17 protein-coding genes are annotated in these 24,877 nt (G+C 69.8%); 4 read left to right on the top strand and 13 right to left on the bottom strand.

The window, feature by feature from the left end; genetic code table 11:
* Positions 1-2,435 (top strand): tetratricopeptide repeat protein (locus VED21_RS28460; RefSeq protein ID WP_324888468.1); only part of this gene is annotated, 2,435 nt, incomplete at its 5' end.
* Complete coding sequence (locus tag VED21_RS28465) at positions 2,435-3,991, top strand: CHAT domain-containing protein (RefSeq protein ID WP_324888470.1); 1,557 nt, start codon at positions 2,435-2,437, stop codon at positions 3,989-3,991. The genes VED21_RS28460 and VED21_RS28465, both read left to right, overlap by 1 nt.
* On the opposite strand, the gene VED21_RS28470 is transcribed toward VED21_RS28465, so the two are convergent.
* The gene (locus tag VED21_RS28470; RefSeq protein WP_324888472.1) at positions 3,979-4,578 is read right to left on the bottom strand and encodes a hypothetical protein; all 600 of its coding nucleotides are present in this window, start codon (positions 4,576-4,578) and stop codon (positions 3,979-3,981) included. The genes VED21_RS28465 and VED21_RS28470 overlap by 13 nt on opposite strands.
* Positions 4,579-4,666: 88 nt before the next feature.
* Here VED21_RS28470 and rfbC (VED21_RS28475) point away from each other — a divergent pair, with 88 nt between their 5' ends.
* Together rfbC (VED21_RS28475) and VED21_RS28480 are read left to right on the top strand one after the other, a co-directional pair.
* Complete coding sequence (rfbC, locus tag VED21_RS28475) at positions 4,667-5,233, top strand: dTDP-4-dehydrorhamnose 3,5-epimerase (RefSeq protein ID WP_324888474.1); 567 nt, start codon at positions 4,667-4,669, stop codon at positions 5,231-5,233.
* A 23-nt stretch (positions 5,234-5,256) separates the two neighbouring features.
* Positions 5,257-6,936, top strand: coding sequence for a glycosyltransferase family 4 protein (locus tag VED21_RS28480; protein ID WP_324888476.1), 1,680 nt, complete (start codon positions 5,257-5,259; stop codon positions 6,934-6,936).
* On the opposite strand, the gene VED21_RS28485 is transcribed toward VED21_RS28480, so the two are convergent.
* From VED21_RS28485 to VED21_RS28540, 12 genes are all read right to left on the bottom strand, one after another.
* On the bottom strand, positions 6,933-7,487 hold the full coding sequence (locus VED21_RS28485; protein WP_324888478.1) for a M10 family metallopeptidase C-terminal domain-containing protein: 555 nt from the start codon (positions 7,485-7,487) through the stop codon (positions 6,933-6,935). The genes VED21_RS28480 and VED21_RS28485 overlap by 4 nt on opposite strands.
* A 148-nt stretch (positions 7,488-7,635) precedes the next feature.
* Positions 7,636-10,290, bottom strand: a complete 2,655-nt coding sequence (locus tag VED21_RS28490) for a tetratricopeptide repeat-containing glycosyltransferase family protein (RefSeq protein WP_324888480.1) — start codon at positions 10,288-10,290, stop codon at positions 7,636-7,638.
* Positions 10,287-13,214, bottom strand: a complete 2,928-nt coding sequence (locus VED21_RS28495; RefSeq protein ID WP_324888482.1) for a tetratricopeptide repeat protein — start codon at positions 13,212-13,214, stop codon at positions 10,287-10,289. The genes VED21_RS28490 and VED21_RS28495 overlap by 4 nt, the downstream gene beginning before the upstream one ends.
* 17 nt (positions 13,215-13,231) lie before the next feature.
* A complete protein-coding gene (locus tag VED21_RS28500) occupies positions 13,232-13,999 on the bottom strand; it encodes a cephalosporin hydroxylase family protein (RefSeq protein ID WP_324888484.1) in 768 nt (255 codons plus the stop codon).
* A gap of 3 nt (positions 14,000-14,002) precedes the next feature.
* On the bottom strand, positions 14,003-15,109 hold the full coding sequence (locus VED21_RS28505; RefSeq protein ID WP_324888486.1) for a class I SAM-dependent methyltransferase: 1,107 nt from the start codon (positions 15,107-15,109) through the stop codon (positions 14,003-14,005).
* Between the two features lie 59 nt (positions 15,110-15,168).
* Positions 15,169-16,092 carry an NAD(P)-dependent oxidoreductase gene (locus VED21_RS28510; protein ID WP_324888488.1) on the bottom strand — a complete coding sequence of 308 codons (924 nt, stop codon included), beginning with the start codon at positions 16,090-16,092 and terminating at the stop codon, positions 15,169-15,171.
* The gene (gene rfbC / locus VED21_RS28515) at positions 16,089-16,619 is read right to left on the bottom strand and encodes a dTDP-4-dehydrorhamnose 3,5-epimerase (protein WP_324888490.1); all 531 of its coding nucleotides are present in this window, start codon (positions 16,617-16,619) and stop codon (positions 16,089-16,091) included. Before rfbC (VED21_RS28515) ends, VED21_RS28510 begins: the two co-directional genes overlap by 4 nt.
* Positions 16,616-17,860, bottom strand: a complete 1,245-nt coding sequence (locus VED21_RS28520; RefSeq protein WP_324888492.1) for a class I SAM-dependent methyltransferase — start codon at positions 17,858-17,860, stop codon at positions 16,616-16,618. The genes rfbC (VED21_RS28515) and VED21_RS28520 overlap by 4 nt, the downstream gene beginning before the upstream one ends.
* Positions 17,857-18,921: a CDP-glucose 4,6-dehydratase gene (rfbG, locus tag VED21_RS28525; RefSeq protein WP_324888494.1), complete on the bottom strand. Its 1,065-nt coding sequence runs from the start codon at positions 18,919-18,921 to the stop codon at positions 17,857-17,859. Before rfbG ends, VED21_RS28520 begins: the two co-directional genes overlap by 4 nt.
* A complete protein-coding gene (rfbF, locus tag VED21_RS28530; protein WP_324888496.1) occupies positions 18,918-19,691 on the bottom strand; it encodes a glucose-1-phosphate cytidylyltransferase in 774 nt (257 codons plus the stop codon). The genes rfbG and rfbF overlap by 4 nt, the downstream gene beginning before the upstream one ends.
* Positions 19,692-19,709: 18 nt before the next feature.
* Positions 19,710-23,936: a tetratricopeptide repeat protein gene (locus tag VED21_RS28535; RefSeq protein ID WP_324888498.1), complete on the bottom strand. Its 4,227-nt coding sequence runs from the start codon at positions 23,934-23,936 to the stop codon at positions 19,710-19,712.
* A 189-nt stretch (positions 23,937-24,125) separates the two neighbouring features.
* Positions 24,126-24,877: calcium-binding protein (locus VED21_RS28540; RefSeq protein ID WP_414638327.1), on the bottom strand; the 752-nt coding region annotated here is incomplete at its 5' end.

The raw sequence follows: 24,877 nt of genomic DNA on the forward strand, positions 1-24,877 counted from the left end.
TGATGTTCGCCTCGTGCTATCCCGACCTGATCCGCCACGCCGAAACCGAGGGCGGCCGGACGGTGATCGAGTGCGACCGGCGTCTGGTGCCGCTGTTCGCCCGCTCGTTCCCCGCGGCCGAGGTGCGCGCCGAAACCGGGAGCCGCAGCCACGAGAGCATCGACCCGCCCGACGTGGATTACCACGTCGCGGCCGGCACCCTGCCCGCCCTGTTCCGCCCCGGCCTCGACCGCTTTCCCGCACGCCCGTCCTGGCTTGCCGCCGATCCGGCGCGGCTGGAGCGCTGGCGCGGGCGGCTGGCCGCTTTTGGGGATACGCTCAAGGTCGGTATCGCCTGGCGCAGCCGCGACCTGAGCGGGCCACGCGCCGCCGCCTACACCGCGCTCAAGCGCTGGGGGCCGCTGCTGACCCAGCCCGGCATCACCTTCGTCCGCCTCCAGTACGACGAGTGCGATGCCGAAATCCGCGACGCCGAGCGCCGCTTCGGCGTGACCATCCAGCAATGGCCCGACCTCGACCTCAAGGACGACTTCGAGGAGGTGGCCGCCCTGGTGTCGGCGCTCGACCTCGTCATCACCGGCCCGACCGCCGTCGGCGAGCTGGCCGCCGCTCTGGGCGTCGCAACATGGCGAGTGGGCTGGACCGGCGACTGGTCGGCGCTCGGGGCGACGGCCCGCCCGTGGTTTCCCAGCCAGCGCCTGTTCCTCGGCCGCGCCGACGACAGCCTGGACGACCGGATCGCCGACGCCGCCCGGACCCTGGAGGGGTTGCGCCTCGGCGGTCGCGCGATACCGGACCGGATCGGGGCGGCGACCGCCCACCATCAAGCCGGCCGCCTGGAACCGGCGATGGCGCTCTACCGCCGCGTGCTGGCCGACGAACCCGACCACCCCACGGCCCTGCACCTGTTGGGGCTGGCCTGCCAGCAATCCGGAGCGGCGGACGAGGCGGTGACCCTCATCGGCCGGGCGGTGGCGGTGAAGCCGGATTATGGCGCCGCCCACGTCAACCTGGGCAACGCCCTCCAGGACCTCGGGCGGTGGGGTGACGCCCTGGCCGCCTACGACCGGGCGCTGGCGCTGAATGCCCAGGCCGCCGACGCCTGGACCAACCGGGGCAACGCCCTGGAACGCCTGGGCCGCTTCGACGCAGCGGCCGCCTCGCACGAACGGGCGCTGGCGTTTCAGCCCGATTTCGCCGATGCCTGGGCCAACCTGGGGCTGGCGCAAACCGGCCAGGACCGCCTTGCCGAGGCCGAAACGGCGTTGCGCCGCGCCTTGTCCCTGCGCCCGGGCGACGTCGGCGCGCTGGGCAATCTGGCGCCGGTGCTGCGTCGGCTGGGCCGGCTGAAGGAGGCCGCCGCCTGCCTCATGGCGGTGCTGGCCCAGCGCCCCGACGACGCCCGCGCCTACGGCGACCTGGGCTTCGTGCGCCAGCGCCAGGGCGACGCCTCAGCCGCCGAGGCCTGCTACCGCCACGCCCTGACGCTGGACCCCGATCTCGCCACCGCGCATCTGCACCTGGGTCTGCTGAGCCTGGCCCACGGCCGGCTGGAGGAGGGGTGGGCCGAGTACGGCTGGCGCTTCGCCGCCGACCGCCGCGCCGCCGTGCGCACCCTCGACCGGCCGGAGTGGCGGGGCGAGGACATCGCGGGCAAGCGCATCCTGGTATGGCGCGAGCAGGGGGTGGGCGACGAAATCCTGTTCGCCACCGGCTACCCCGACCTGATCCGGCGGGCCGGCGCCGTGGTGATCGAGTGCGATCCCCGCCTGATATCCTTGTTCGCCCGCTCGTTCCCCGCGGCCGAGGTGCGGCCGGCGGGCACCACCGAGGCGGCGGCGGTCGATGTCCAGGTTCCCGCCGGCACCCTGGCCCGCTGGCTGCGGCCCGACCTCGAATCCTTCGCCGTCCCCGCCGGCCGGCTGACGGCGGACCCGCGCCGGGTGGCGGCGTGGCGCGAGCGGCTGGCGGCCCTGCCCCCGGGGCCGAGGGTCGGCATCAGCTGGCGCAGCGGCCTTCTGAGCGGCGACCGCACCGTCTCCTACACCGGCCTGCGCCAGTGGCGGCCGATCCTGTCGCGGCCCGGCGCCACCTTCGTCACCCTCCAGTACGGCGACACCGGGGCCGAAATCGCCGACATCGAGCGCCGGTTCGGCATCACCCTGCACCGCTGGCCCGACCTCGACCTCAAGGACGACTTCGAGGGGGTGGCCGCCCTGGTGTCGGCGCTCGACCTCGTGATCACCGCGCCGACCGCCGTCGGCGAGCTGGCCGGCGCCCTGGGCGTGCCGACATGGCGGCTGTCGTGGCGGGGCGACTGGACCGCGCTCGGAACTCAAGGGCGGCCGTGGTTTCCCGCGATGCGGACCTTCCTGGCGTCCGACGGCGACACGCTCGACGACGTGATCGCGCGGGCGGCGGCGGCGCTGCCCTGATGTCCAACGCCGCGCGGGACGCCGCCCGCCACCTCCAGGAAGGCCGCCCGGCCGAAGCCGAGGCGCTGCTGCGCCGTCTGGCGAGCCAACGGCCGCGCGACGGCGACGTGCTGCACCTGCTGGGCCTGGCCGTGCTGCACCAGGGGCGTGGCGCCGAGGCGGCGGACCTGCTGCGCCGCGCCGCCGGGCGCCACCCCGACGACGCCGTGGTGCACAGCCATCTCGGCGTGGCGCTGAAGGCGGCGGGCCGGCTGGACGAGCGGATCACCGCCTACCGGACGGCCGTCCGCCTCGACCCCGCCCAGGTCCGCGCCTGGGCCAACCTGGGCGCGGCGTTGCTGGAGGCCGACAATGCCGACGGGGCCGAGGAGGCGCTGGCCCACGCCCTCGCCCTCGCCCCCGACGACGCCGAGGCGCTGGCCGGGATGGGCGACGCCCTGCGCCGTCTGGGCCGCCCCGACGCGGCGCTGGCCTGTCTGACGCGGGCGCTGGCGGCAAGGCCCGGGTTCGCCGAGGCGGCAGTCACCCTGGGCCTGCTGCTGGAGGCCGAAGGCTGCCGCCCCGAGGCCGATACCGCCTTCGCCCGCGCCCTGGCGTCGGACCCGGGCCACGCCCTGGCCCACTGGAACCGGGGCCTGCTGCGCTTGGGAGGCGGTGATCTGGCCGAGGGCTGGGCCGGTTACGGCTGGCGCTTTTCCACTCCGGCCCTGCACCGCCCCCGCCCCTTCGCCGAGCCCGAATGGCGGGGCGAGGACGTATCGGGCCGGCGCGTTCTGGTATGGCGCGAACAGGGCCTGGGCGACGAGCTGATGTTCGCCAGCCTCTATCCCGATCTCATCCGCCACGCCGGGCAGGTGGTGATCGAGTGCGACCGGCGCCTTGTCCCGTTGTTCACCCGTTCGTTCCCCGGGGCCGCCGTCGTGGCGGCCGGTGGTCCCCTGCCGCCGGTCGATTGCCACATTCCGGCGGGCTCGCTGCCGCGCTGGCTGCGTCCCGGGCTCGCCGCCTTTCCGGCCTCTCCCGGTTTCCTCGTCCCCGATGCGTCCCGCGTCGGCCGTTGGCGGCGGGAGCTGGCGGCGCTGGGCGCCGCCCCCAAGGTCGGGCTGGCGTGGCGCAGCGGGCTTGCCACCCGCAGCCGGGCAGCGGCCTATGCCCCGCTGGACCTGTGGGCGCCGATGCTGACGGTGCCGGGCCTCACCTTCGTTCCCCTGCAATACGACCGCTGCGCGGCGGCGTGCGCGGCGGCCGAGCGGCGCTTCGGCATCCGCCTGCCCCGCTGGCCCGACCTCGACCTCAAGGACGACCTGGAAGAGGTGGCGGCCTTGATGGCGGCGCTGGATCTGGTGGTGGCCGCGCCGACGGCGGTGGGCGAACTGGCGGCGGCGGTCGGAGTGCCGACGTGGCGGCTGGCCCCGGGCGGCGACTGGTCGGCCTTGGGCACCGCCGCGCGCCCGTGGTTTCCGGCGCAACGCCTGTTCCAGCCCCGGCCGGGCGAGGGGCTGGCCAATGTCCTGGCGCGCGTCGGCGCCGAACTGGCGGCGCTTCAGCGCCGCTGAAAGTCGGAAAAGCGGAAGCGTCCCGGCGACACGGCGATGATGCCGATCCCGGTATCGCCCTTGCCGGCGCAGACGGTGGTGCTGGCCAGCGTCGCCACGCCCTGGCCGTTGACGAAGGCGTCGAGCCGGTTGCGCTCGACACGGATGCGCAGAATGTTGGCCCCGGGGCGCAAGGCCGCCCCTTGCGCGGACACCAGCCGCTGGAAGCTGTCGGAGCCACGCTGGTAAAGGCCCAGCGTGCCGTCGGCGTTCAGCATCAAGGCGCAGTAGGTCCGGCGCTGCGGATCGAAGCCGTAGAGCAGCCCGGCCGCTCCCGGCGCCTTGCCGTCGACGCTCACCGTCACCTGCGCCTCGGCCGCCTCGCTGCTCTTGCCTAAAGTGTAGACATAGCGGATCAACCCGCCGCGGTCGGTGTTGGAGAGCAGGTAGGCGTCGCCCTCGCCCTTTCCCTCCCACCCCTGGCTATCGCGGGGGCCGAGGAACAGGAGTCCGCGCAAGGCCTCCATCGAGGACGGCGCCGGCTGCTGCGCCATCGCCGCCCCGCCGGCCAGGAGCCACAGGATGATCGGCAGGCTGAGGAGGCGCATGATGCAAGGTCCTTTCGGGCTTGGGTTGGTGGCGGCGGGCCGACTATAAGGATTTGTCTTCGGCACCCCCCAGGAGCAAAGGTCGGCCATGCAGGTCATCCCAACCGCCATCCCCGAGGTCAAGCTCCTCGTTCCCCGGCGCTTCGATGACGACCGCGGGTGGTTCGTCGAAACCTACAACCGCCGACGGCTGGCCGAGCTGGCCGGCATCACCGAGGATTTCGTCCAGGACAACATGTCGCTGTCGGCCGCCGTCGGCACCATCCGGGGCCTGCATTTCCAGGCGCCGCCGCACGCCCAGGGCAAGCTGGTGGGGGTGGTCGCCGGCGCCGTGCTCGACGTGGCGGTGGACATCCGCGAGGGCTCGCCGAACTTCGGCCGGCATGTGGCGGCCCGCCTGTCGGCGGCGGAGGGCAACCAGATGTACGTGCCGGCGGGCTTCGCCCACGGCTTCTGCACACTGGAACCCAACACGGTGGTGTCCTACAAGGTCACCGACGTCTACGCGCCGGAATGCGACGGCGGCATCGCCTGGAACGACCCCGACCTTGGTATCGACTGGCCGGTGACGGCGGAGCGCGCGGCGCTGTCGGACAAGGACCGCGCGCTGCCCCGTCTGGCCGACCTGCCGCCGGTCTTCCGGCTGTTCCACTGACCCTTGCGCCGGAGCGATCCCCGATGGACATAGCGCTGCTTTTCCGCGCCGAAGGCTACTCCCTCGACCAGACCAAGCTGATGGGCCGGCACGCGGCGGGGGCCGGCTTCCTCCAGGCCCTGGCGCGCGACGCCGGCGCGCAGGACCGGCTGGTCTGCCACGCCCCGGACGAGAAGGAGGCCCAGGCGTTCGCCCGGATGGTCCGCCAGACCGGCAGCGAGGCCGCCATCGGCTGGGTGCCGTTCGACCAGCATGCCCGGCTGGCGGAAGCCGGCTGCCTGTTCACCCCCGGCCCCAACATCGGCGATTTCGCGTGGCGCCGCCTGTCGTCTTCGGGGGATCGGGGCTACAGCCTGTGCGGCATCACCCACACCACCGCCTCGCACGGGGCGATGGAGGCGCTCGGCGGCCTGCTGACCGCGCCGGTGCGCGCCTGGGACGCGGTGATCTGCACCTCGCGCGCCGTGCGCGACACCGCGCGCCACATTCTGGAGGAACAGGCCGCCTACCTGCGCTGGCGGCTGGGCGCCGACCGCTTCGAGCTGCCGCAGTTGCCGCTGATCCCCCTGGGGGTGGACTGCGACGCCTACGCCTATACCGCCGAGCCGGGCGCGCGCGAGGCCGCCCGCCGGGCGCTGGGCATCGCCGACGATGAACTGGTGGTGCTGTTCATCGGCCGCTTGAGCTTCCACGCCAAGGCCCACCCGCTGCCCATGTATCTGGCGCTGGAGCGCGCCGCGGCCAAGCTGCCGGCGGGGCGCAAGGTGCGGCTGATCCAGGCCGGCTGGTTCGCCAACCAGTTCATCGAGGACGCCTTCGTCGAGGGCGCCCGCGCCCTGTGCCCGTCGGTGACGATGACCGCGCTCGACGGCCGCGACGCCGGGACGCGGGCGCACGCCTGGGCGGCGGCCGACGTCTTCACCTCGCTGTCCGACAACATCCAGGAAACCTTCGGCCTGACGCCGATCGAGGCGATGGCGGCGGGGCTGCCGGTGGTAGTGACCGACTGGGACGGCTACAAGGACACGGTGCGCGACGGCATCGACGGCTTCCGCGTGCCGACGGTCATGCCGGCCGCCCCGCTGGGCGGCGATCTGGCCGACCGCCACGACCTCGGCCTCGACACCTACGACATGTACTGCGGCTTCACCAGCCAACTGGTGTCCGTGGACACGACGGCGACCGAGGCGGCCTTCGACCGTCTGTTCGCCGACGCCGACTTGCGCCGCCGCCTGGGCGAGGCCGGGCGCGAGCGGGCACGCTTGGTGTACGACTGGCGCCACATCCTGGGCCGTTACCGCGAGCTGTGGGACGATCTGGCCGAGCGCCGCCGCGCCGATCCCGATCTGAGCGGCCCGGCGCCGGTGCGCCGCAACCCGGTGCGCCCCGACCCGTTCGCCGCCTTTGCCGGCTATCCCACCGCGCGCCTGGGCCTTGACCATGTGGTCGAGCCGGTGGCGGGCGCCGATGCCGCCGTCCTGGCCGAACGGCGCGCCCTGGGCATCGTGAAGTACGCGGCCTACGTCTTCCCCAGCGAGGCGGAATGCGAAGCGGTTCTGGCGCATCTCGGCCGTTCGGGGCCGACGCCGGTGTCCGAGCTTCTGGCGCTCATCCCGGCGCCGCGCCGCGCCGCCGTCATGCGCGGCCTGGTGTGGATGGCCAAGATGGACGTGGTGCGGCTGCGGCCGCCGGCCGGCGGTTAAAGGAGCACCGCTCCGGCCTGGAGGAAATCGGCCGCGCTGAGGTCCGCCAGTTCGATGCGGATGTTGGCGCGGCGGTTGCCGCTCACGTCGGCCTCCAGGAACAGGCTGCCGTCGGCCTCGATCAGCCGCAGTTGGCCGGCGCGGCCGGTGAACTCCGAAAAGCCGATGAAGCTGAAATCCTGATCACCGTCCTGGCGGACGTTGGCGTCGACCGCCGACAGGTCGATCCGGTCGCCTTGAGCCGGATCGAAATCCATCACCCGATCCCAGCCGGCATCCTCCACCAGGGAATCCTGGGCGCTGGCGAAGACGAACAGGTCGCCGCCGGCATTGCCGACCAGCACGTCCCAGCCGGTTCCGCCGATCAGGGTGTCGTTGCCCAGATCGCCATACAGATAATCATCGCCGCCGCCACCCCACAGGATGTCGTGGCCACGGTTGCCCCAGATCAGATCATTGCCGGCACCGCCGCTGATCCGATCGTTGCCGTTGCTGCCGACGAGGACGTCGTCCCCGTCATTCCCAAGAATCGTGTTGTTGTAAGCAGCCAAGGCATCCTCCGGGGACGATCGGTCGCGACCAGGACCGTGCGACCGGATACCACTTTAGCGCAAAAGCCTTTGCCCGTCGATTCGAGACGACGGAACAGTCGGCCCCGGCCCGAAACCGTTTTGCGTGGGCCATGTCGGGTGGTGGCCATCAGCACTTCTGTATTTTTTCACCGGCCTCGCCTATTGGCAACGATAGCCAAGCCTGCGCCAGTCCAAGAACGGAATCCCAGGAACTGAGCCGCTCCTGCCGCAGAACACGTGCTTGCGGGTACCAAAAACATCGATCCCGGCGATCCCCCCAGCGCCAGTCACCGAAAGCGTTCACCAACACCGCCGTCCTCACCCCCATGAGACCGGCGAGATGGACGGCGGCGGTATCGACGCCCAGCATCGTGTCACAGGTTCTCAAGAGACAAGCGGATGACAGAAAATCGTCCGATCGGAACGCCCTGACGGAGTGCTGCTTTCCCGACATGCCGGCGAGTCCGTCAAGCTCCGCTTCGGTGGCGTCCGGTTGCAGGGACACAATTTCCGTTCCGGTCTCAAGATCGGACAGCATTCTGCCCATCGTAGTCGCGGGCAGGCTGCGCCAACGATCCAGGATGTGCGCGGGGTTGCCCCGCCACACGACGGCGACGCGCCGACCATCGCCATGAAACGGGTTCTCAGGTCCCTCGTGATGCGCCCTGAGCCGCCGCCCAATCTCCCGTCGTTCGGTTTCGTAGTCTGATAGACATTCCGGGAAAACGCCGGGCACATCGAAACCTGTCAGCCACCCCGCAAAACCACCGCTCACCGTGTCCGCCACACGCTCGGTCAAGTCGCCCAGCGCCACTCTGGCCAGCGCAAGAAGCGGCGGTCGCACCACGACCGACATGTGGGGATTGCGCCGCAGCAACCATCGGATAAATGGCAAGGCCATCAGGGTATCGCCGTACCCCTGATCCGGCAAAACCACCAAAGGCTGCAAGGCGGCGCTCCGATCCAGCCGGTGGGGAATCGGCATGGTGTATGGCTTCTGCGGCCATGCCTCGACCGTCCAGCGGGCCAGGAACTCGGAAAATCCTTGGGCCAGATCTCCGGCCCTGAGCCGGGCCATGGCGAGGTTGACCCGCGCGACCGGGGCGCCGGTCGTTCGCGCTACGGCTTCAAAATGCGCGATGGCTTCCGTCAGAAGGCCGGCATCCTGCAACGCCACCGCCGTGTTCAGGCGCACCGCCCAGTTTCCCGGAGCCGCCCGGAGCGCCCACGATTGCCACTGGAGAGCCTCGTCGAGATGGCCGGCGGCGCGGGCGGCGAGCCCCTTGGCCGACAAGGCCGCGCCGTCCATGCCCGCGCCGCAGGGCGGCTCTTCTTCACCTCTGGAAACGGACCCGGCCAAAGCGTCGGCGACGCGCGCCATCACGCTCTCCCAGTCACCGCGCGCGGGCTGGCGGAACAGGCGCACCGTCGGATACCAGGGGCTGTCCTCACGGTTCTCAAGCCAGCGCCAATCCGGCGCGAAGGGCAGCATTATCCAGGTCGGCACGCCCAGCCCTCCGGCCAGATGGGCGACTGCGGTGTCGACGGTCACCACCAAATCCAGATGACGCACCGCCTCCGCCGTCTCGGCGAATTCCGAGAGAGCCGGCGCCAAGTCCTCGATCTGCCCCGGTGGAGCCTCCTTAAGGTCGGCGGCCCGTTCCCCCACCTGCAAACTGAACCACCGCACTCCGGGAATTCGCCACAGCGGCGCCAGGCTGGAGAACGGCAAGGAGCGGCTGCGATCGTTCTGATGATGCCGGCTCCCGGCCCACACCAGTCCGACCTTGAGGGCGGAGACACCCGCGAATCGTTCGGCCCAACGCGCCGAGGTTTCGCGCTCGGCCGTAAAGGAGGACATGCCGGCCGGAATGGTGTCCAGGGTCGTTTTGAAGGCGCGCGGCAGGCTCAGCAGGGGACAATGGACGTCGAAAGACGGCAGAGGCTCGCCCAGGGCGAGCACCTGGGAAGCCCCCGGCAGGGCACCCAGCAGGCGTCGAAGCGCCGGGGGCACCTCCAGCAGGACCGTCCCGCCACGTTGGGCCACCAAGGGCACGTAACGGACGAACTGGAGGATGTCACCGAACCCCTGTTCGCCGTGCAGCAGGATGGTTTTGCCTTCCAGGAAATCCCCCGACCACCGGGGTTGCGGGAAGTCCCGCCGCAACGACGGGAAGCTCTCATCCCGCCAGCGCCATTCGTATTCCGGCCATCCCGCCTCGAAATCGCCTCGCAACAGCAAGGTCATGGCGTGGTTGAAGCGCACCTTCGGATAATCAGGCTTGAGGGCGAGAGCGGCGCGGAAAGCGGCAACCGCCTCGTCCGACCGCTCCAGCTTCTTCAGCACGAAACCGAGGTTGCCGAAAGCCTGCGGGTAGGCGGGATTGAACGCGATGGCGGCACGAAAGGCAACGACCGCCTCGTCAAGCCGATCCATATCGTGAAGGGCATTGCCCAGGTTGTAATGAGCTTGCGGGTAGGCGGGCTTGAGGGCGATGGCGGTAAGACAGTGCGCCACCGCTTCATCGCGCGAACCCATCTCTCTCAAGGCGCTGGCCAGGTTGGAGTGGTAATCGGCGACGTTTCGCAAGTCGAGTGCCCGCCGGATCAGGCCGATGGCCGTGGAATACTCCTTGCGCTGATAGGCGATGACGCCCAGCAGGTGCAAGGCGTCACTGTTGGCGGGATCGCGGGCGAGCAGCGCGCGGTACAAGGACTCCGCCGGGTCGAGACGGCCCTCCTGGTGATGCCGCACGGCCGCCAAGAGGTCCGCCGCCGTCATTCCCGCCACGTTACCGCGCCGTCCGGCCCGATATCGATGGGAGCGGGCGGCAGGCCCGCCATTGCCCGCCGGAAGACCGCCTCCATGGCCGCGCCGAAGCCGCGGGCGAACGAGCCGGCGTCGCACACCGGCGAGTCCAGCAGGCGTTGCCGCAAGCCCTGGCGCAGAGAGGCCAGAGCGGCGCGGTCACCCGCCTTGGCTACGGCGAGACGAACATACTCCTCCTCCGTCTGGGCGATCCAATCCGAAAGCCCCAGGTTGGCGAGCATGGAGGCGCCAAAACGCCCCACCGGCGGCCGGGAGGCCAGGGACACGAACGGCACCCCCATCCAGAGGCTGTCGAACAGCACCGTTCCGCCGCTGTGGGGAAACGGGTCGAGTTGGATATCCATCTGACTGAAAGCCGGCAGCACCGGCCGGGAAAACTGCAACCGGACCCGGTCCATGGGAAAACCATGACGCGCCAGCCGCGCGCGCATGTCGTCGCGGGTGACCGGATCGGCGAAGCAGTGGTAATCGAACACCATCGACGCGCCGGGCAAGGCGTTCAGTATCTTCGCCCAGGCCGCGAAAACCCGGCGGTTAAGCCTTTCGGTTCGCCCGTAGTAACCGAAGACCACCTCATCCTTCCGCCGTTCCACCGGGCCGGTTTCGGTAGCGGCGTCGCCCTGCTGGTAACAGAAGATGGAGTTGGGAAGCCGGATCACCTTTTCCGAAAACAGGGCGTCGGCGCCCTCGGGAACGAGATGGCGGTCCATCACCACGTAGTCCATCCGCGACAGGCCGGAGGTCCACGCCGATCCCAGCCACGTCATCTGGACCGGAGCGAGCCGCCGCACCAGCAGATTGGTGCGGGTGTCGCGCATGTGGTTGCAGGCGTCGATCAGCACGTCGATGCCGGCATGGCCGATGGCCGCGGCGGCCCGGTCGTCGCTTAACGGCTGGATGTCCAGCCAGTGGGCGAAATGACGGCGCATCGCCGCCGTCATGTTGTCCGGCTGCGCCACGTTGGAGACCGCCACCAGTTCGAAGCGGTCCCTGTCCAGTTCCCGAAACAGGGGTTCGAAATAGAAATGCGAGGTGTGCTGGCGGAAATCCGGCGACAGCACGCCAACCCGGATACGCCCTTGCGCGCCGCGCGCCGCGGCCGGCGCTTGCGCGCCCTGTGGAAGAACGGCAGGCTGCGGCCACGGCGCCTCCTTTTCCCGACCCCAGGCGAGGAAGCGACCGGCGATGTCCGCCGCCGGCAGTTCGGGATGATAGCTGGAGAGATACAGGACGAGTTCCCAAAGCTCCTCGCGCTGCAAAGGCAGGGAGGCGCTTTCCGTCAGCGCGCAAGCGAGGGCGGCTTCCACCTCATCCCACTCGCCCAGCCGCGAGCTGATGATGGCGAATTGCCCGGCCAGTTGCGGATCACGGGGGTGGCGTGAACGCAAATCCGCCGCCAGCGCGCGAGCCTCCGCCAGCCGCGCCTGTTCCAGCAGGATATTCAGCAAAAGCTTTCCCGCCTCGTGACCGAGGGTATCGGTGTCTTCCGCGAGCGCCCGCCTGACCAAGGCTTCCGCCTCGCCGTAGCGGCACTCGTAAAAAACCACGTTGGCCAGCTTCGCCCAGCACCCCGGACGGAGGTGGGCCTGGGAGCCGGTCGCCGTTTCCAACCCCTGTCGGGCGGCCAGATGCGCCAGCTTCCAGTCGCCGGCCTTCCACGCCACGAGGCTGAGGCAGGTCCATACCGGCGTCCTGCCGGGCGCCAACAGCGCCGCCCGCTGGGCGGGTACCAGGGCGTCATCCCAACGACCGCTGGCGCTCAGCGCGTGCGCCAGTTCCAGATGCACCCCGGGTTCGTGGGGAAAGCGGCTCACCGCCGCCGCGAGCATCGCCGCCGCGCGTTCCGGGTAACGCAAGCGCAAAGCCTGGCCGATGAGCTCATGGGCGGCGACCTCGGTCGGGAACCGTTGCAGCACCTGCTCGCAAAAGGCCAGACCGGTTTCAGCGTCCAGGTCCAGCAGGCATTCGGCCAGCTTGGCCACCGGCCGCGGCGTTCGCGGCCACGCCGCCACGGCGGCCAGACAGGCGGTCAACGCCACGAAGGGCGCGCCCTTCCACTTGAGATCGGCGAGCAGCAGCCAGGCCGGCGCCAGGGTCGGCGCCCGCCCGAGCGCCTGATGGCAAGCCGCCTCGGCGGCGGCGGGGTCTCCCGCCGCCTTGGCGGCGAGCGCGCTATGGTGCCAGGCCAGCGCGCTGTCGGGATGGGCCTCGCGGTAGGTCGCGATCTCGGCCGCCCCTGTGGACTCGCGCCCCCCCAAAGCCAGCCAGTCGGCCAGCCATGCCGGGGCGCCCAGCGTCCGCGCCCGCTCCATCCAGAAGTCGAACGTCTCTTGGCAGTCCAGTTCCCGCTCCAGCACGGCGCGTGCCAGCGCATCCGGCCACAAGGTGGACTTCAGCTTCTTTTCCAGCCTGACCAGGGCGGTGCGAACCGCCTCGGGCCGCCCCAGCAACGCGGACAGCAGGCAGAAAGCCGACAGCACCTCCGGGTCGTCGGGAAACCGCTGCCCCATCTGGTTCAGCAGGTCCCAGCCCTCCTCCCACCAGCCGGCCAGAAGGCAAGCCTGCCAGCCCCGCCGGATGGCTTCGGCCGTCGGCGTGGGACCGAGGGCGCCCATCGCCGCCATCACCGCCTGGTCGGCCGGTGTCCGTATCGGCAGCAGCGGCTGGTCCGCCAGGGCCGCCGGCACCGGCAAGGCCGCATCGATCCGGCGGGCGATCGAGAAGGCCACGGCGGCGGCGGCGGTCTGCCCCACCGCCAGAAGGGCTGGCGTCAGTTCCGACCAACCATCGACGCGGCGCGGCGCGTCCGCCACGGTGACCACGATCCGTGCCAGCGATCGCAGGATTTCCCGCTTGGCGTCCGTCGCTTGCGTCATCCTCCCCGCTCCTTCCCTTACGCCGAGCGCCGCAACCAGGCTCCGGGCCAATGGGTGATGTTTTGCGTCAGCTCCGCCTCGCAGAACGGCCAGGCCGGCTGCTCGATGGCGAAATCGGGCCGACCGGCCGCGAAGTCCCGCGCCGCCGCCGCCGGATTGTCGTCGCTCCACTCCGCCTTGCCGCGCGGCACGTCATGCAGATCGAGCATGATGCCGTCGGTGGCGACGATATAGGAGCCGGGCGTCACCAGATCGGCATAGGCGTTCAGCTCATCCAGCACATGCTGGTAGGTGTGGTTGGAATCGAGGATCACCAGCACCGTCTCCCCGGGCCGGATCAGGTCGTGAACCTGCCGGACGATCTCCGGGGCGGTCGAACTTCCCTCGATCAAGGTGATGAAGGGAGCCAGCGGATGGGCCTCGATGGCGGTTCGGTTGTGCGGCCGGATCTCGATGTCCACGCCGATCACCCGCCCCTTCTCCAGAATCTTGCACAAGCCGGCGTAATAGATGAGCGAGCCGCCGTGGGCGACGCCGGTTTCGACGATGACGTCCGGACGCAGATGATGGATCACCTCCTGCATGCGGATCATATCCTCGGGCAGTTGAATGATGGGACGCCCCAGCCAACTGAACGTGTACTGATATTTCTGACTCCAGCCGACCCGTACCCACTGACGGGAAATGGCCTCGAACGCCTCTTTGGAATAAAGGGGCATCTCGCGTTCGATGCCCTCCTCCGCCAGAAGAAGCTTTCCCGTGTCGGTGTCGATGGTCAATTTCATGGTTCAGGTCCAGTCGATCAGGTTGCAGGCAATGCCCACCTCGGACAGCAGCCGCAGGTTTTCGTCGCGGTAATTGGGATTCATCAGGACGGCGTTGCGAACCCCCCGGACCGCCAGGGCGGCGGGAGAGACGATGGGATGTCCGGTTCCCGGCAGGTGGCGTCCTTGCTTGTTCGGGTTGACATCGACGATGCAGTCGATGAGTTCGCCGTCCGGGTCCACCAGATTGGCCAGCGTCGCGCCCTTGGCGCCCGCCCCCCACAGCGCCACCGCTCCTTGCCGGCGCAGGTCACGCAGGCGCAGCGCCCATTCCTCCCGGCGCACCCCTTCCGAACACCCGTAGGCCCGCGCCAGAGCCGCCACGCGACCGGCATCGACGGGATCGGCGGCGGGCGCGCCCTCCGCCGGCGTCGCTTCCAGCCAGAGGTACTGGCCGCCGAAGATGTGGCGCACCCCCTCGACATGAAAGCCGGCGCGCGCGAAGGCCAGCGACAGCGAGGCGGCGGTGAACAGCGAGCAATGCTCGTAGAAGAAATCCCACAGGATGCGATTTTTTAATATCCACTCGACACAAGGTGTTTCGAAGAACACCCGCGCCCGCGGCGACCCGATCAAGGCCGCCCGCACCGCCTGGAGCAGGGAAAGCGGTTCCGGCACGTGCTCGATGACGTGGCGGCACACCACCACGTCGGCCGGAACGTCGGCGCAGTCGGCTCCGTAGAAACGGCGCTCGAAAACCAGCTTGCCCTCGCCGTCACGATCAGGCCCGACATAGCTGGGATCGAAGCCGGTGCCCCGGTTTTCCGCCCCGGGATAGCTGACCAGCTTGCGCAGGAAATGCCCCTTGCCGCAGCCCACCTCGACGACATGGGCGTGGCGCACGCCCTTGGCCTCCACCAGATGGCGGGCCAGATCGTCCAGATAGGCATCGAAATAGGGCGAGCAGCTTTGAGTGTTGTCGTAATCCTCGCCGTAGGCCAGACGCCCGGAATCGAAAGCCCGGTTGAAGACGAAGCCGCAATCCTCGCACGCCACCATGTCGAGCGCGCCACGGGTCAGCCGGCGCGCCTGCTCCGGCGTGGCAACCACCAGATTCTGATGGACCGGCACCTGTTCGCGATGAAGGAACGCGACGGAACGGGGGGACCGGCAAACCGGACAATGGGTCATCATACGCTCTCCCGTTCCGACAGCTCCGGCACCTCCCGCCGCCACCAGTCGATGGCGTCGGCGATCCCTCGCGACAGCTCGATTTCCGGCCGCCAGCCCAAAGCCCGAAGCCGCCGGTTGTCCGCCACCAGAACGGGGGGATCATCCGCGGGCGCCGCCAGGGCACCCAGCCGAACGCGGTCGCGGGCGGCGAGTTGGTCGGCCACGGCGTCGATCACCTCGCGCAAGCGGACCGGCTCGGCGGAGCCGATGTTGAACGCTCCCGTCCCATCGCCGTCGAGCAGCCGCGCGAACGCCGCCGCCACATCGTCGACATGGAGGAAGTCGCGGACCTGTCCGCCGTGGGAACAGCGCGCCTCCTCGCCCCGCAACAGGGCGGTGATGACCGCCGGCACCAGCCGGCCGGGAGGCTCGTGCGGGCCGTAGAGGTGGAACACCCGGCCCCACGCCACCGCCACGCCATGGACCTCGCCCCAGGACTCCAGCACCTGGCGCAGGGCGTTCTTGCAGACGCCGTAGGGCGTGGACGGCGCCAGCGGCGTCAGGTCCTCACGGCAAACGCCGTACCGCCAGTCGTACTCGGCGCAGGTGCCGGCGGTGACCAGCCGGCGCCCGCCGGCCGCGCGGAAGGCTTCCGCCAGTTCGAGGGAGGCATGGACCCACCGATGGTTTTCCGGCGAGCGCCAGTACTTGCCGGGTTCGGCGTACCAGGCCAGATGCAGCAGATGGGAGGGACGCACCCGCTCCAGCACGGCGGCGGCGCTCCCCGCCGCCAGAAGATCGGCCGCATGCCAGATCACGCCGTCTTCCGGCGTGGGCGGGCGGCGCCCCACGGCATGCACCCGCCAGCCGCCGCCCGCCAGACGCGGCAGAACATGGCGGCCGATGAAACCGCCGGCGCCGGTGACGAGAACGGTCCTCATCGCTGGAAATCCGGATAATCACGATCGCGGGCCGAGATCACCGTCACCGGCTCCGGCCACGCGATGGCGAAGGCCGGATCGTTCCAACGGACACCGCGAGCCGCCTCCGGCGCGTGGGTGCGGGAAATCTGGTAGAACACCTCGGCCTCGTCGCACAACGTCAGGAAGCCGTGGGCCACGCCTTCGGGAATGTACAAGGCGCGGCGGTTCTCCGCCGTCAACGTGACGGCACACCATTGGAGGTGGGAGGGCGAGCCCGGCCGCAGGTCGAGCGCCACGTCGTACACGGCGCCGCGCGTGACCCGCACCAGTTTGGACTCGCCGTGCGGCGCGGCCTGATAATGCAGCCCGCGCAAGGTGCCCCGCTGCCGGTTGAAGGAGATGCTGCACTGCTCCAGGTCCGGGCAGAGCCCGTGGTCGGCCAGTTCCCGCCGGCACCAGGTGCGGGCGAAGAACCCCCGTTCGTCCTCGATGGGCTCGGGCTCGACGATCAGAACACCGGGCAGGGCGGTTTCCAGGAACTTCACGCGATGACCTCGGGCCGGGGAATGGGAACCACGAACTTGCCGCCCCACTCGCGGATGAAGGCCATCTGCCCGATGATCTCATCCTTGATGTTCCAGGGCAGGATGAGGAGATAGTCGGGCCGGGTTTCGGCGATCCTTTCCGGCGCCAGCACGGGAATCCGGGTTCCGGGCAACAGCATGCCCTGCTTGACCGGGTTGCGGTCCACCACGTAGTCGATGAAATCGGCGCGGATGCCGCAATAGTTCAAGAGGGTATTGCCCTTGGCGGCGGCCCCATAGGCGGCGATGCGGCGTCCCGCCCGCGTCTGGGTAATCAGGAACTCCACCAGCGCCCGCTTGGTTTCCCGCACCTTCGCGTCGAAGGCGGCATAGGTTTCCACCCGCCGCAACCCCGCCGCCTCTTCCCGCGCGACCAGCGCGCCGGCCGCGCCGGTGTCGGCGTGGGACGCCGGCCGGTGGCAGGCGTAGAGCCGCAGGCTGCCGCCGTGGGTGGGCAAGGTTTCGACGTCGAAGACCCGCAGGCCGGCGCGGTCGAACACCGGCAGGAGGGCGATCAGGGAAAGGTAGGAGAAATGCTCGTGATAGATGGTGTCGAACTGGTTTCCCTCCATCAGGCGCAACAGATGGGGGAACTCCAGGGTGATGACGCCCTCGGGCTTCAGCAGCACGGCCATGCCGCCGACGAAATCGTTGATGTCCGGCACATGGGCCAGGACGTTGTTGCCCAGCAGAAGATCGGCCTGGCAGCCCTCCGCGAGCAGTTGCCGGGCCGTGGCGACGCCGAAGAACGCTTCGCGCGTCGGCACTCCTTTTTCCCGCGCCGCCCGCGCCGTGTTCGCCGTGGGTTCCACCCCCAGGCAGGGCACCCCGGCCTGGACGAAGTACTGGAGCAGATAGCCGTCGTTGCTGGCGACCTCCACCACCTGGGAATGAGGGCCGAGCCCGAACCGGGCCGAAACCGCCGTCACATAGCGCCGCGCGTGCTCCAGCCACGAGGTGGAGTAGGAGGAGAAATAGACGTAGTCGTCGGGGAACAGGTTTTCCGCCCGCTCGACGTCCTCCAACTGGACCAGCCAGCACGCGCGGCAGACCTGGGCGTGCAGGGGATAGAACATCTCGCCGGTCCGCGCCCGGTCGGCGGGGATGAAGGCGTTGGACACCGGCGACAGGCCCAGATCGACGAAGGTGTCGCGCAGGGCGGCACCGCAGGCGCGGCAGGCGGGAACGGCGGCGGTCGTCATGAGCGGAAGCATTCCAGTTGTTCTTCGGTCACCCGGCGGGCGACTGTCGGATCGGCCGCCACGGCGGCATACCAGGATGCCGTGCGCGCCAGAGCCTCGTCCAGCGACCACACCGGTTCCCAGTTCAGCATCCGTCGGGCCTTGGCGGAGTCCAGATACAGGTAGCCGGCCTCGTGCGGGGCGTCGGTCGCGGCGGCGACCTCCCAGGACAGCCCTTGCCACTGGGCGGCGAGGCGGGACAGGACCTCGGCCACCGCGACGTTGCCGGTGGGATCGGGGCCGAAATTGAAGGCATCGGCGCAACCCGCGTCGCCGGCCAGCAGCCGTTCGGCCAACAGCAGATAGCCGCGCAGCGATTCCAGGACATGCTGCCACGGCCGGGTGGCCCGCGGGTTGCGGACACGCAGCGACCGCCCCTCCGCCACGGCGCGGGCGGCGTCGGGAATCAGGCGGTCCTGCGACCAGTCGCCGCCACCGATGACGTTGCCGGCGCGGGCGGTGGCGAGCAACGGCCCGCCCCCGTGGACGCCGGCGGAGAAGAACGCCTTGCGGAAGCTGTCCGCCACCAGTTCCGCCGCCGCCTTCGACGCTGAATAGGGGTCATGCCCGCCCAGGCCGTCGGTTTCCCGATACCCCCACAGCCACTCGCGGTTCTCGTAGCACTTGTCGGTGGTGACCACGACCACCGCCTTGACCGAGGGGCAATGGCGCACCGCCTCCAGCAGGTTGACCGTCCCCATGACGTTGGTGCCCCAGGTCTCAACCGGCTCGCGGTAGCTGAGACGCACCAGGGGCTGGGCTGCCAGATGGAAGACGACCTCGGGTTCGGCCTCGCGCACGGCCCGCGCCAGGGCCGCCGCGTCGCGGACATCGGCGAGGTGATGACCGGACAGGGCGTCGCGGACGCCGGCCAGCGCGAACAGGCTGGGCGTGGTGGCGGGCGGCAGGGCGTAGCCGGAGACGCGGGCGCCCAGACCGGCCAGCCACAGCGCCAGCCACGCCCCCTTGAAACCGGTATGGCCGGTGAGAAAGACCGATCGGTCGCGCCACACCCGCGTCATCCCCATACCTTCCACGGCGCCTTGCCGGTCTGCCACAGTTCCTCCAGCAGGTTCTTGTCCCGCAAGGTGTCCATGGGCTGCCAGAACCCCCGGTGCTCGAAGGACATGAGTTCGCCGGCGGCGGCGAGGCGCTCCAAGGGCGCCCCCTCCCAAGAGCTGCCGTCACCGTCGATGAGGTCGATGACCTCGGGTTGCAGCACGAAGAAGCCGCCGTTGATCCAGGCGCCGTCGCCGGGCGGCTTCTCGCGAAAACCCAGCACTTGGTTGCCGTCCCGGAGCAGCGCCCCGTACCGCCCCGGCGGCTGCACCGCCGCCACGGTGGCCTGCCGGCCGTGGTCTTGATGGAAGGCGATCTCGGCGCCGATGTCGACATCCGCCACCCCGTCGCCGTAGGTGAAGCAGAAGGGTTCGCCCGGTGCCAGGTAATCCCGCACCCGCCGCAGACGGCCGCCGGTCATGGAGTCGTCGCCGGTGTCCACCAGCGTCACCCGCCAGGGTTCGGCCGTCTTGCGGTGGACTTCCATGGCGTTGGTCTCCATGTCGAAGGTCACGTCCGACATGTGCAGGAAGTAGTTGGCGAAATACTCCTTGATGACATAGCCCTTGTAGCCCAGGCACACGACGAACTCGCGCACGCCGTGCGCGGCGTAAATCTTCATGATGTGCCACAAGATGGGGCGCCCGCCGATCTCGATCATCGGCTTGGGCCGCAGATGCGACTCCTCCGAGATCCGGGTTCCCAGCCCGCCGGCGAGAATGACGGCCTTCATCTCAAATCACCTTCCCTCTCAGGGTGCCTCATCCTGGGTCCGGGCGCACCATTCCCGCCAGAGCTTGCGATACGTCAGAGCCGCCGCCCGGCCATACCCGTCATAATCCATCAGGGATGACGTCTGGAAGGTGGTTCTGAGGGTGTCGCGGATTTCGACCAGCCGCGCCGGATCGCCAGCCAGCCGCAGGGCCTTTGCCACGTACTCGTCCTCGTCGGCGGCGAGGCAGGTTTCCCGCAGCCCGACGGCCGTGAGCTGAGCCCCGCCGATGCGGCCCATGATCGGGCGGCTGTCCAGGGCGATGGCCGGCACCCCCATCCACAAACCTTCGGTCACGGTGGTGCCGGAGTTGGTGGGGAAGCTGTCGAGGTGAATGTCCACCTCGGCGAAGATGCTCCAGTACGGCCGGGTGTTGGCGAACACGATCCGCTCGGGATCGCCGCCGCAGGCGGCGAAGCGCTCGCTCAGCACGGCCCGGGTTTCCGGCTCGTCGAAGGCGCCGTGCTCCAGCCGCAGGCGCGCGGTGGGCATGGCGTTGAGAATCCGCGCCCACACGCTGAAGACGCGGCGGTTGAGCCGGACGGGCCGGGCGAGGCTGCCGAAGGTGATGAAGCCGTTCTTGAGGAAGGGCGCCGGGCTGACCTCGGGCGTAACGGCGGGCGGGCGATAGGACAGCCCGTGCCATGGCAGCCGCGCGACACGCTCGGCGCAATAGGGCTCGAAGTCCGGTGGTACGCTCAGCTCGTCGGTGAACAGGAAATCGATTTGCGGCAAGCCCGTGGTCTGGCCGGCGCCGAAAACCCAGGTTCCCTGCAAGGGCGCCGGGCGCTGAGCCAGAACATTCAGCCGGTTGTTCGAGGTGTGACCGGCCAGATCGATCAGGATATCGATCCTGAGATCGCGGATGCGCCGAACCATCTCGTCGCGGGACATGGCGGTCACGTCGATCCAGTGATCGACATAGCTCTTGAACCGGTCGGTGAAGTGGTCGGCGGCCCCGGGTTCCAGGTGGGCGAAGGCGAACAGTTCGAACTGTTCCCGGTCATGGCGCATCAACAGCGGTTCGGAGAACAGCGCCACCGCGTGCTGGCGGAAATCGGGCGAGACATAGCCGATCCGCAGCCGCCGTTCGGGATCGCGGCTGTTGGGGTGGGGGCGAACCGGCGGCAGGTGACGGCTGACCGCCTTGTCGGCCCAGTCGCGGTAATAGCTCCAGATCTCTTCGGCCGACAGATCGGGGTGACAATTGATATTGAAGAAAAGCGACGGATACTGGTGATAGCAATGATCGCCCTGAAGCTTCAACAGCTTGGCGATAATCTCCGAATAATCATCGAAATTACCGGCCTTGGCGTGAACGGCCGCCAGGGCATCCAGGTATTCCAGACTGTTCGGGCGTAGGGCCAGGGCGGCACGCGCCAGTTCGACGGCGCGCTTCAACTGGTTGCATTCGCTGGCGGCCTGGCTGAGACGGGCGAGGATCGCCGGTTCGTTGGGCCAGCGCTTTCCCAAGCGATGGGCGATCTGACCGAGACGTTTGAAGTCGCGGCGTTTTTCCGCGATCAGCAAGTGGGCGAACTGCGGCCCCCAATCCTCGGGCTTGCGCCGTTCCCAACGGCCCACCACCTTTTCGGCGCCGTCGAGATCGCTATGGCGCATCTTCTCGCGCACCACCCACACGAAATTCTCGTTGGCGTCCGGGAAGCGCGTCAGGCTTTCCTCAAGCAGGGCGTTGGCTTCAGCGTCACGATGGCGGCGACGAAGAAGCTCGTACCACACGCCCCACAAACCGCGATGGCGGGGATGTTCGGCCACGGCCTGTTTCAGGGCGGCCTCGGCCTCATCCTCCCGCCCGGCCTCCACCAGCACGGTGACGGCCACCAGCACCGCCTCGGGCACCTGGCCGAAGCGGTCGAGCAGTCGCTGGGCGAGTCCTTGCGCCTCGTCGTACCGCTCCTGCCGCACCAGAAGAGCGATCAGCGTGACATTGAGGCGCAGATTGCCGGGCAGGAGGGCGCCCCCCTGACGCAGCACCTCCAGCGCCCGCTCGGGCTGCCGCTCCTGTTCGGCGATGCGGGCGACCGCCTGTCGGGCGATCAGGCTGTCGGGTTCAGCGGCCAGGAATTCCTCGGCCAGGACCAGCGCCTCGTCGCGGCGGTTGGCCCGCTCCAGCGCCTCCAGGCACAGGGCATAGCGCGGCGCCTGCTTTTGCCGGGCGAGGAAGTCGCGCGCCACCGCCACCGCCGCGTCGTACCGCTCTTGCGCCAGAAGCTGGCCCACCAACTGGCGATTGATCGACAGGCGGTGCGGATCGCACGCCACCCCCTGGCGCAGCACCGCCTCCGCCTCGTCGTACCGCTCCATGCGGTAGAGCGCTTCAGCCACCAGGCCGTAGTGGCGCACCGCGTCGGGATCGGCCTCCAGCAGCGCCCGCGCCTCGGCCAGGGCCGCTTCCCACTCGTCGCGTCCCTCCAGGAAGCGGATCAGCGCCATGCCGCCCCGCTCCCGGTCGACCGCCCGCGCCTCCTCCAGCACCGTGCGGCACACGTCGAAGCGGTTCTGGGCATGCAGGGTATCGGCCACCATCAGGCGGTATTCGATCTCCTGGGGCTTGTCCTGGGCCGCCTGGGCCGCCCGGCGGAGAGCGCCTTCGTAGTCGCGCCGCGCCATCAGGTGCCGCCAGAGCGCCTGGTGCAGGGGCAACGATTGCGCCGCCCGGCGCAAGCCGGCCTCCAGCGCCTTGAGCGCCTCGCCGTCGCGCCCCAAGGCGCGGTGCGCCGCCGCGACCACCAGATAGGTCCGGGCGTCGTCGGGGGCGGCATCCAACGTCCGCGAGGCCAGTTCCTGGGCGGCATCCAGGTCGCCCTCGGCCAGGGCACATTCTGCCAGTCCGCGCAGGGCGGCACCGTTGTCCGGCTCCCTTTCCCGCGCGGCGGTGAAGACGGCGCGGGCCTCCTCCAGATCGCCGCGCGCCAGATAAGCCTGCCCGAGATTGACGAAAATGGCGGCGCTGGCGCCCTCGGCGACGCGCGCCTCTTCCCACAGGGCGATGGCGGTATCGAAATCGCCCTCGTCGAACAACAGCTTGGCGAGGTTGCTGCGGGCGGCGGCGGTGTGGGCCGGGGCGGCCTGGGCGGTGCGGTAAGCGACGATGGCGGCGTCGCGCCGGCCGAAAAAGTGGTGCAGGCAGGCGCCCCAGGACAGCCAGACACCACCGTTGTCGGGGTAGCGCTCGACCGCCCGCGCGCCGACGCTCAGCGCCAGGGGACGGTCGCTTTTGGCGCGCAGTACGTCCAGGGTGGCGGCAACGACCTCGGGCTGGTCGTCGCTGGCGGCCAGGGTGAAATCCAGCACTTTCAGGGCGATGTCGTATTCCTCACGCGCCACCCGCCGTTGCGCCAGCATCAGGGCGACGGTGCCGGCCCACGGCTTCAGCGTCAGCGCCGCCTCCAGATCGGCGATGCCGCCGTCGTCGCCCCAAGCCAGCCGGAAGCGGCCTCGGTCGAACAACGCCGCCGCGTGGCGCGGCCGGGCCGACAGGCTGCGCGCCCACCCGGCCAGGGCCTCCTCGCGCCGCCCGCCCTGGGCGGCGACGGTGGCGGCCAGCCACACGGCTTCCGGATCGGCGTCCGGCGCGGCCGGAACGCCGGCCAGCAAGGAAGCGGCGGTATCGAGGGCACCGCGCGCCAGCCACCAGCGGGCGCGCGGTGCCAGCGGCAACCGCCCGTCGGCGGCCAGGGCGTCGATGTCGGGAGTGGCCGTTTCCGCTACGGGCGAGGCGCCGATGATCTCTCCCTGCTTGGCCCTCCCCTGAAGATGGGCGATGGCCAGACGCAGGTGCGCCTCCCGGCGCTTTTCGTCCCAGCCTTCGGCAGCCATCACGGGCGCGAAAGCCTTTCCGGCGGCATCGGGTTGGCCGCGTTCCAAAGCCAGCCGCCCCGACAGCCAGCCGGCGGCCACCGGCATGCTGGCCGCCAGTCCGCCGGCCAGCCGTTCCGCCTCTCCCCACAAGGAATGGTCGAGCAGAGCTTCGCCCAGGCGGACGAAGCCCGGCTCGCCGGTGGACATCCGGGCCTGAAGAAGAGCGGCGAGCAGCGGGGCGATGGCCGAGCCGCGCCCGAGCGCCGTCAGACGGTCGGCCAGGGCGAGGGACGCCGGCACCACGGCGGCGGGATCGCTCAGAGCGGCAACAAGACGGCCCTGGTCGGTGGCGGACAGGGCCGCCGCCTGAACGGCGGCCGACACGGCGGGATGAGCGGAAAACGTCATGGCGATACGGGGTAATCCGGTGGGACCGGGATCATAGCCGATGGCCGCCGACGGCTGGAACAGGCGTCGGCCCCGGACCAAAAAAAACCCTCCGGCCGAAGCCGGAGGGGTGAAAACAGGTGAGCGGTCGAGGCGCCGTGTGGACCGGCGCCCCGCAAGCTCTTATCAGACGGCGGCCAGGAAGTTGGTCGCCGCGGTCAGGCCGGTACCGCCGAAGCCTTCCAGCTTGCCGATCAGCACGATGTCGGTCGACGACAGGTCGGTCGCCGTGCCGTCGAGGCTGTCGTTGACGTACCAGACGTAGGTGTTGGAGCCGTCACCGGCGATCACCACCGCCTTCTGGCTGCCGGCGACCGAGAAGCCGTCGCCGGAACCGTCGACGATCGTCTTGATCGCACCCGAGCCGCTGACGTTGGCCTGGGTCGCGGAGGCGTAGACGATCTTGCCGTTGAGATCCGAGCCCGCGCCGCTGTAGGCACCGGAGGCGATGCCGGCATAGCTGCCCGAACCGAACGCACCGCCGCCCAGCCAGGTAGAGCCGAACTGCAGCTTGTCGCTGGCGGAGTTGAAGCTGGAAACGGTGTCGTAGCCGCCGAGAGCCGAGTTGTAGTAACCGCCGGCCCCCGTCGACACCAGCGCCGCCGCGGTGAGGTTCGCCGAACCGTTGAGCTGAACGACGTCAGCCGCCGAGGTGGTTTCCGCCAGGAAGATGTAGTCGTTGCCGTCACCGCCGACGAGGGTGTCGGCACCTTCGCCGCCGAGCAGCGAGTCGTTGCCCGCACTGCCGACGAGGCTGTCCGCACCGGCGCCGCCGGAGATGGTGTCGTCGCCGGCGTTGCCGACGATGACATCCACACCGGAACCGCCCGTGAGGGTATCACCGAAGCCCGAACCCGACACCGAGAAGCTCAGATCGC

The sequence above is a fragment of the Azospirillum sp. genome, from assembly GCF_035627195.1.
Lineage (GTDB): Bacteria > Pseudomonadota > Alphaproteobacteria > Azospirillales > Azospirillaceae > Azospirillum.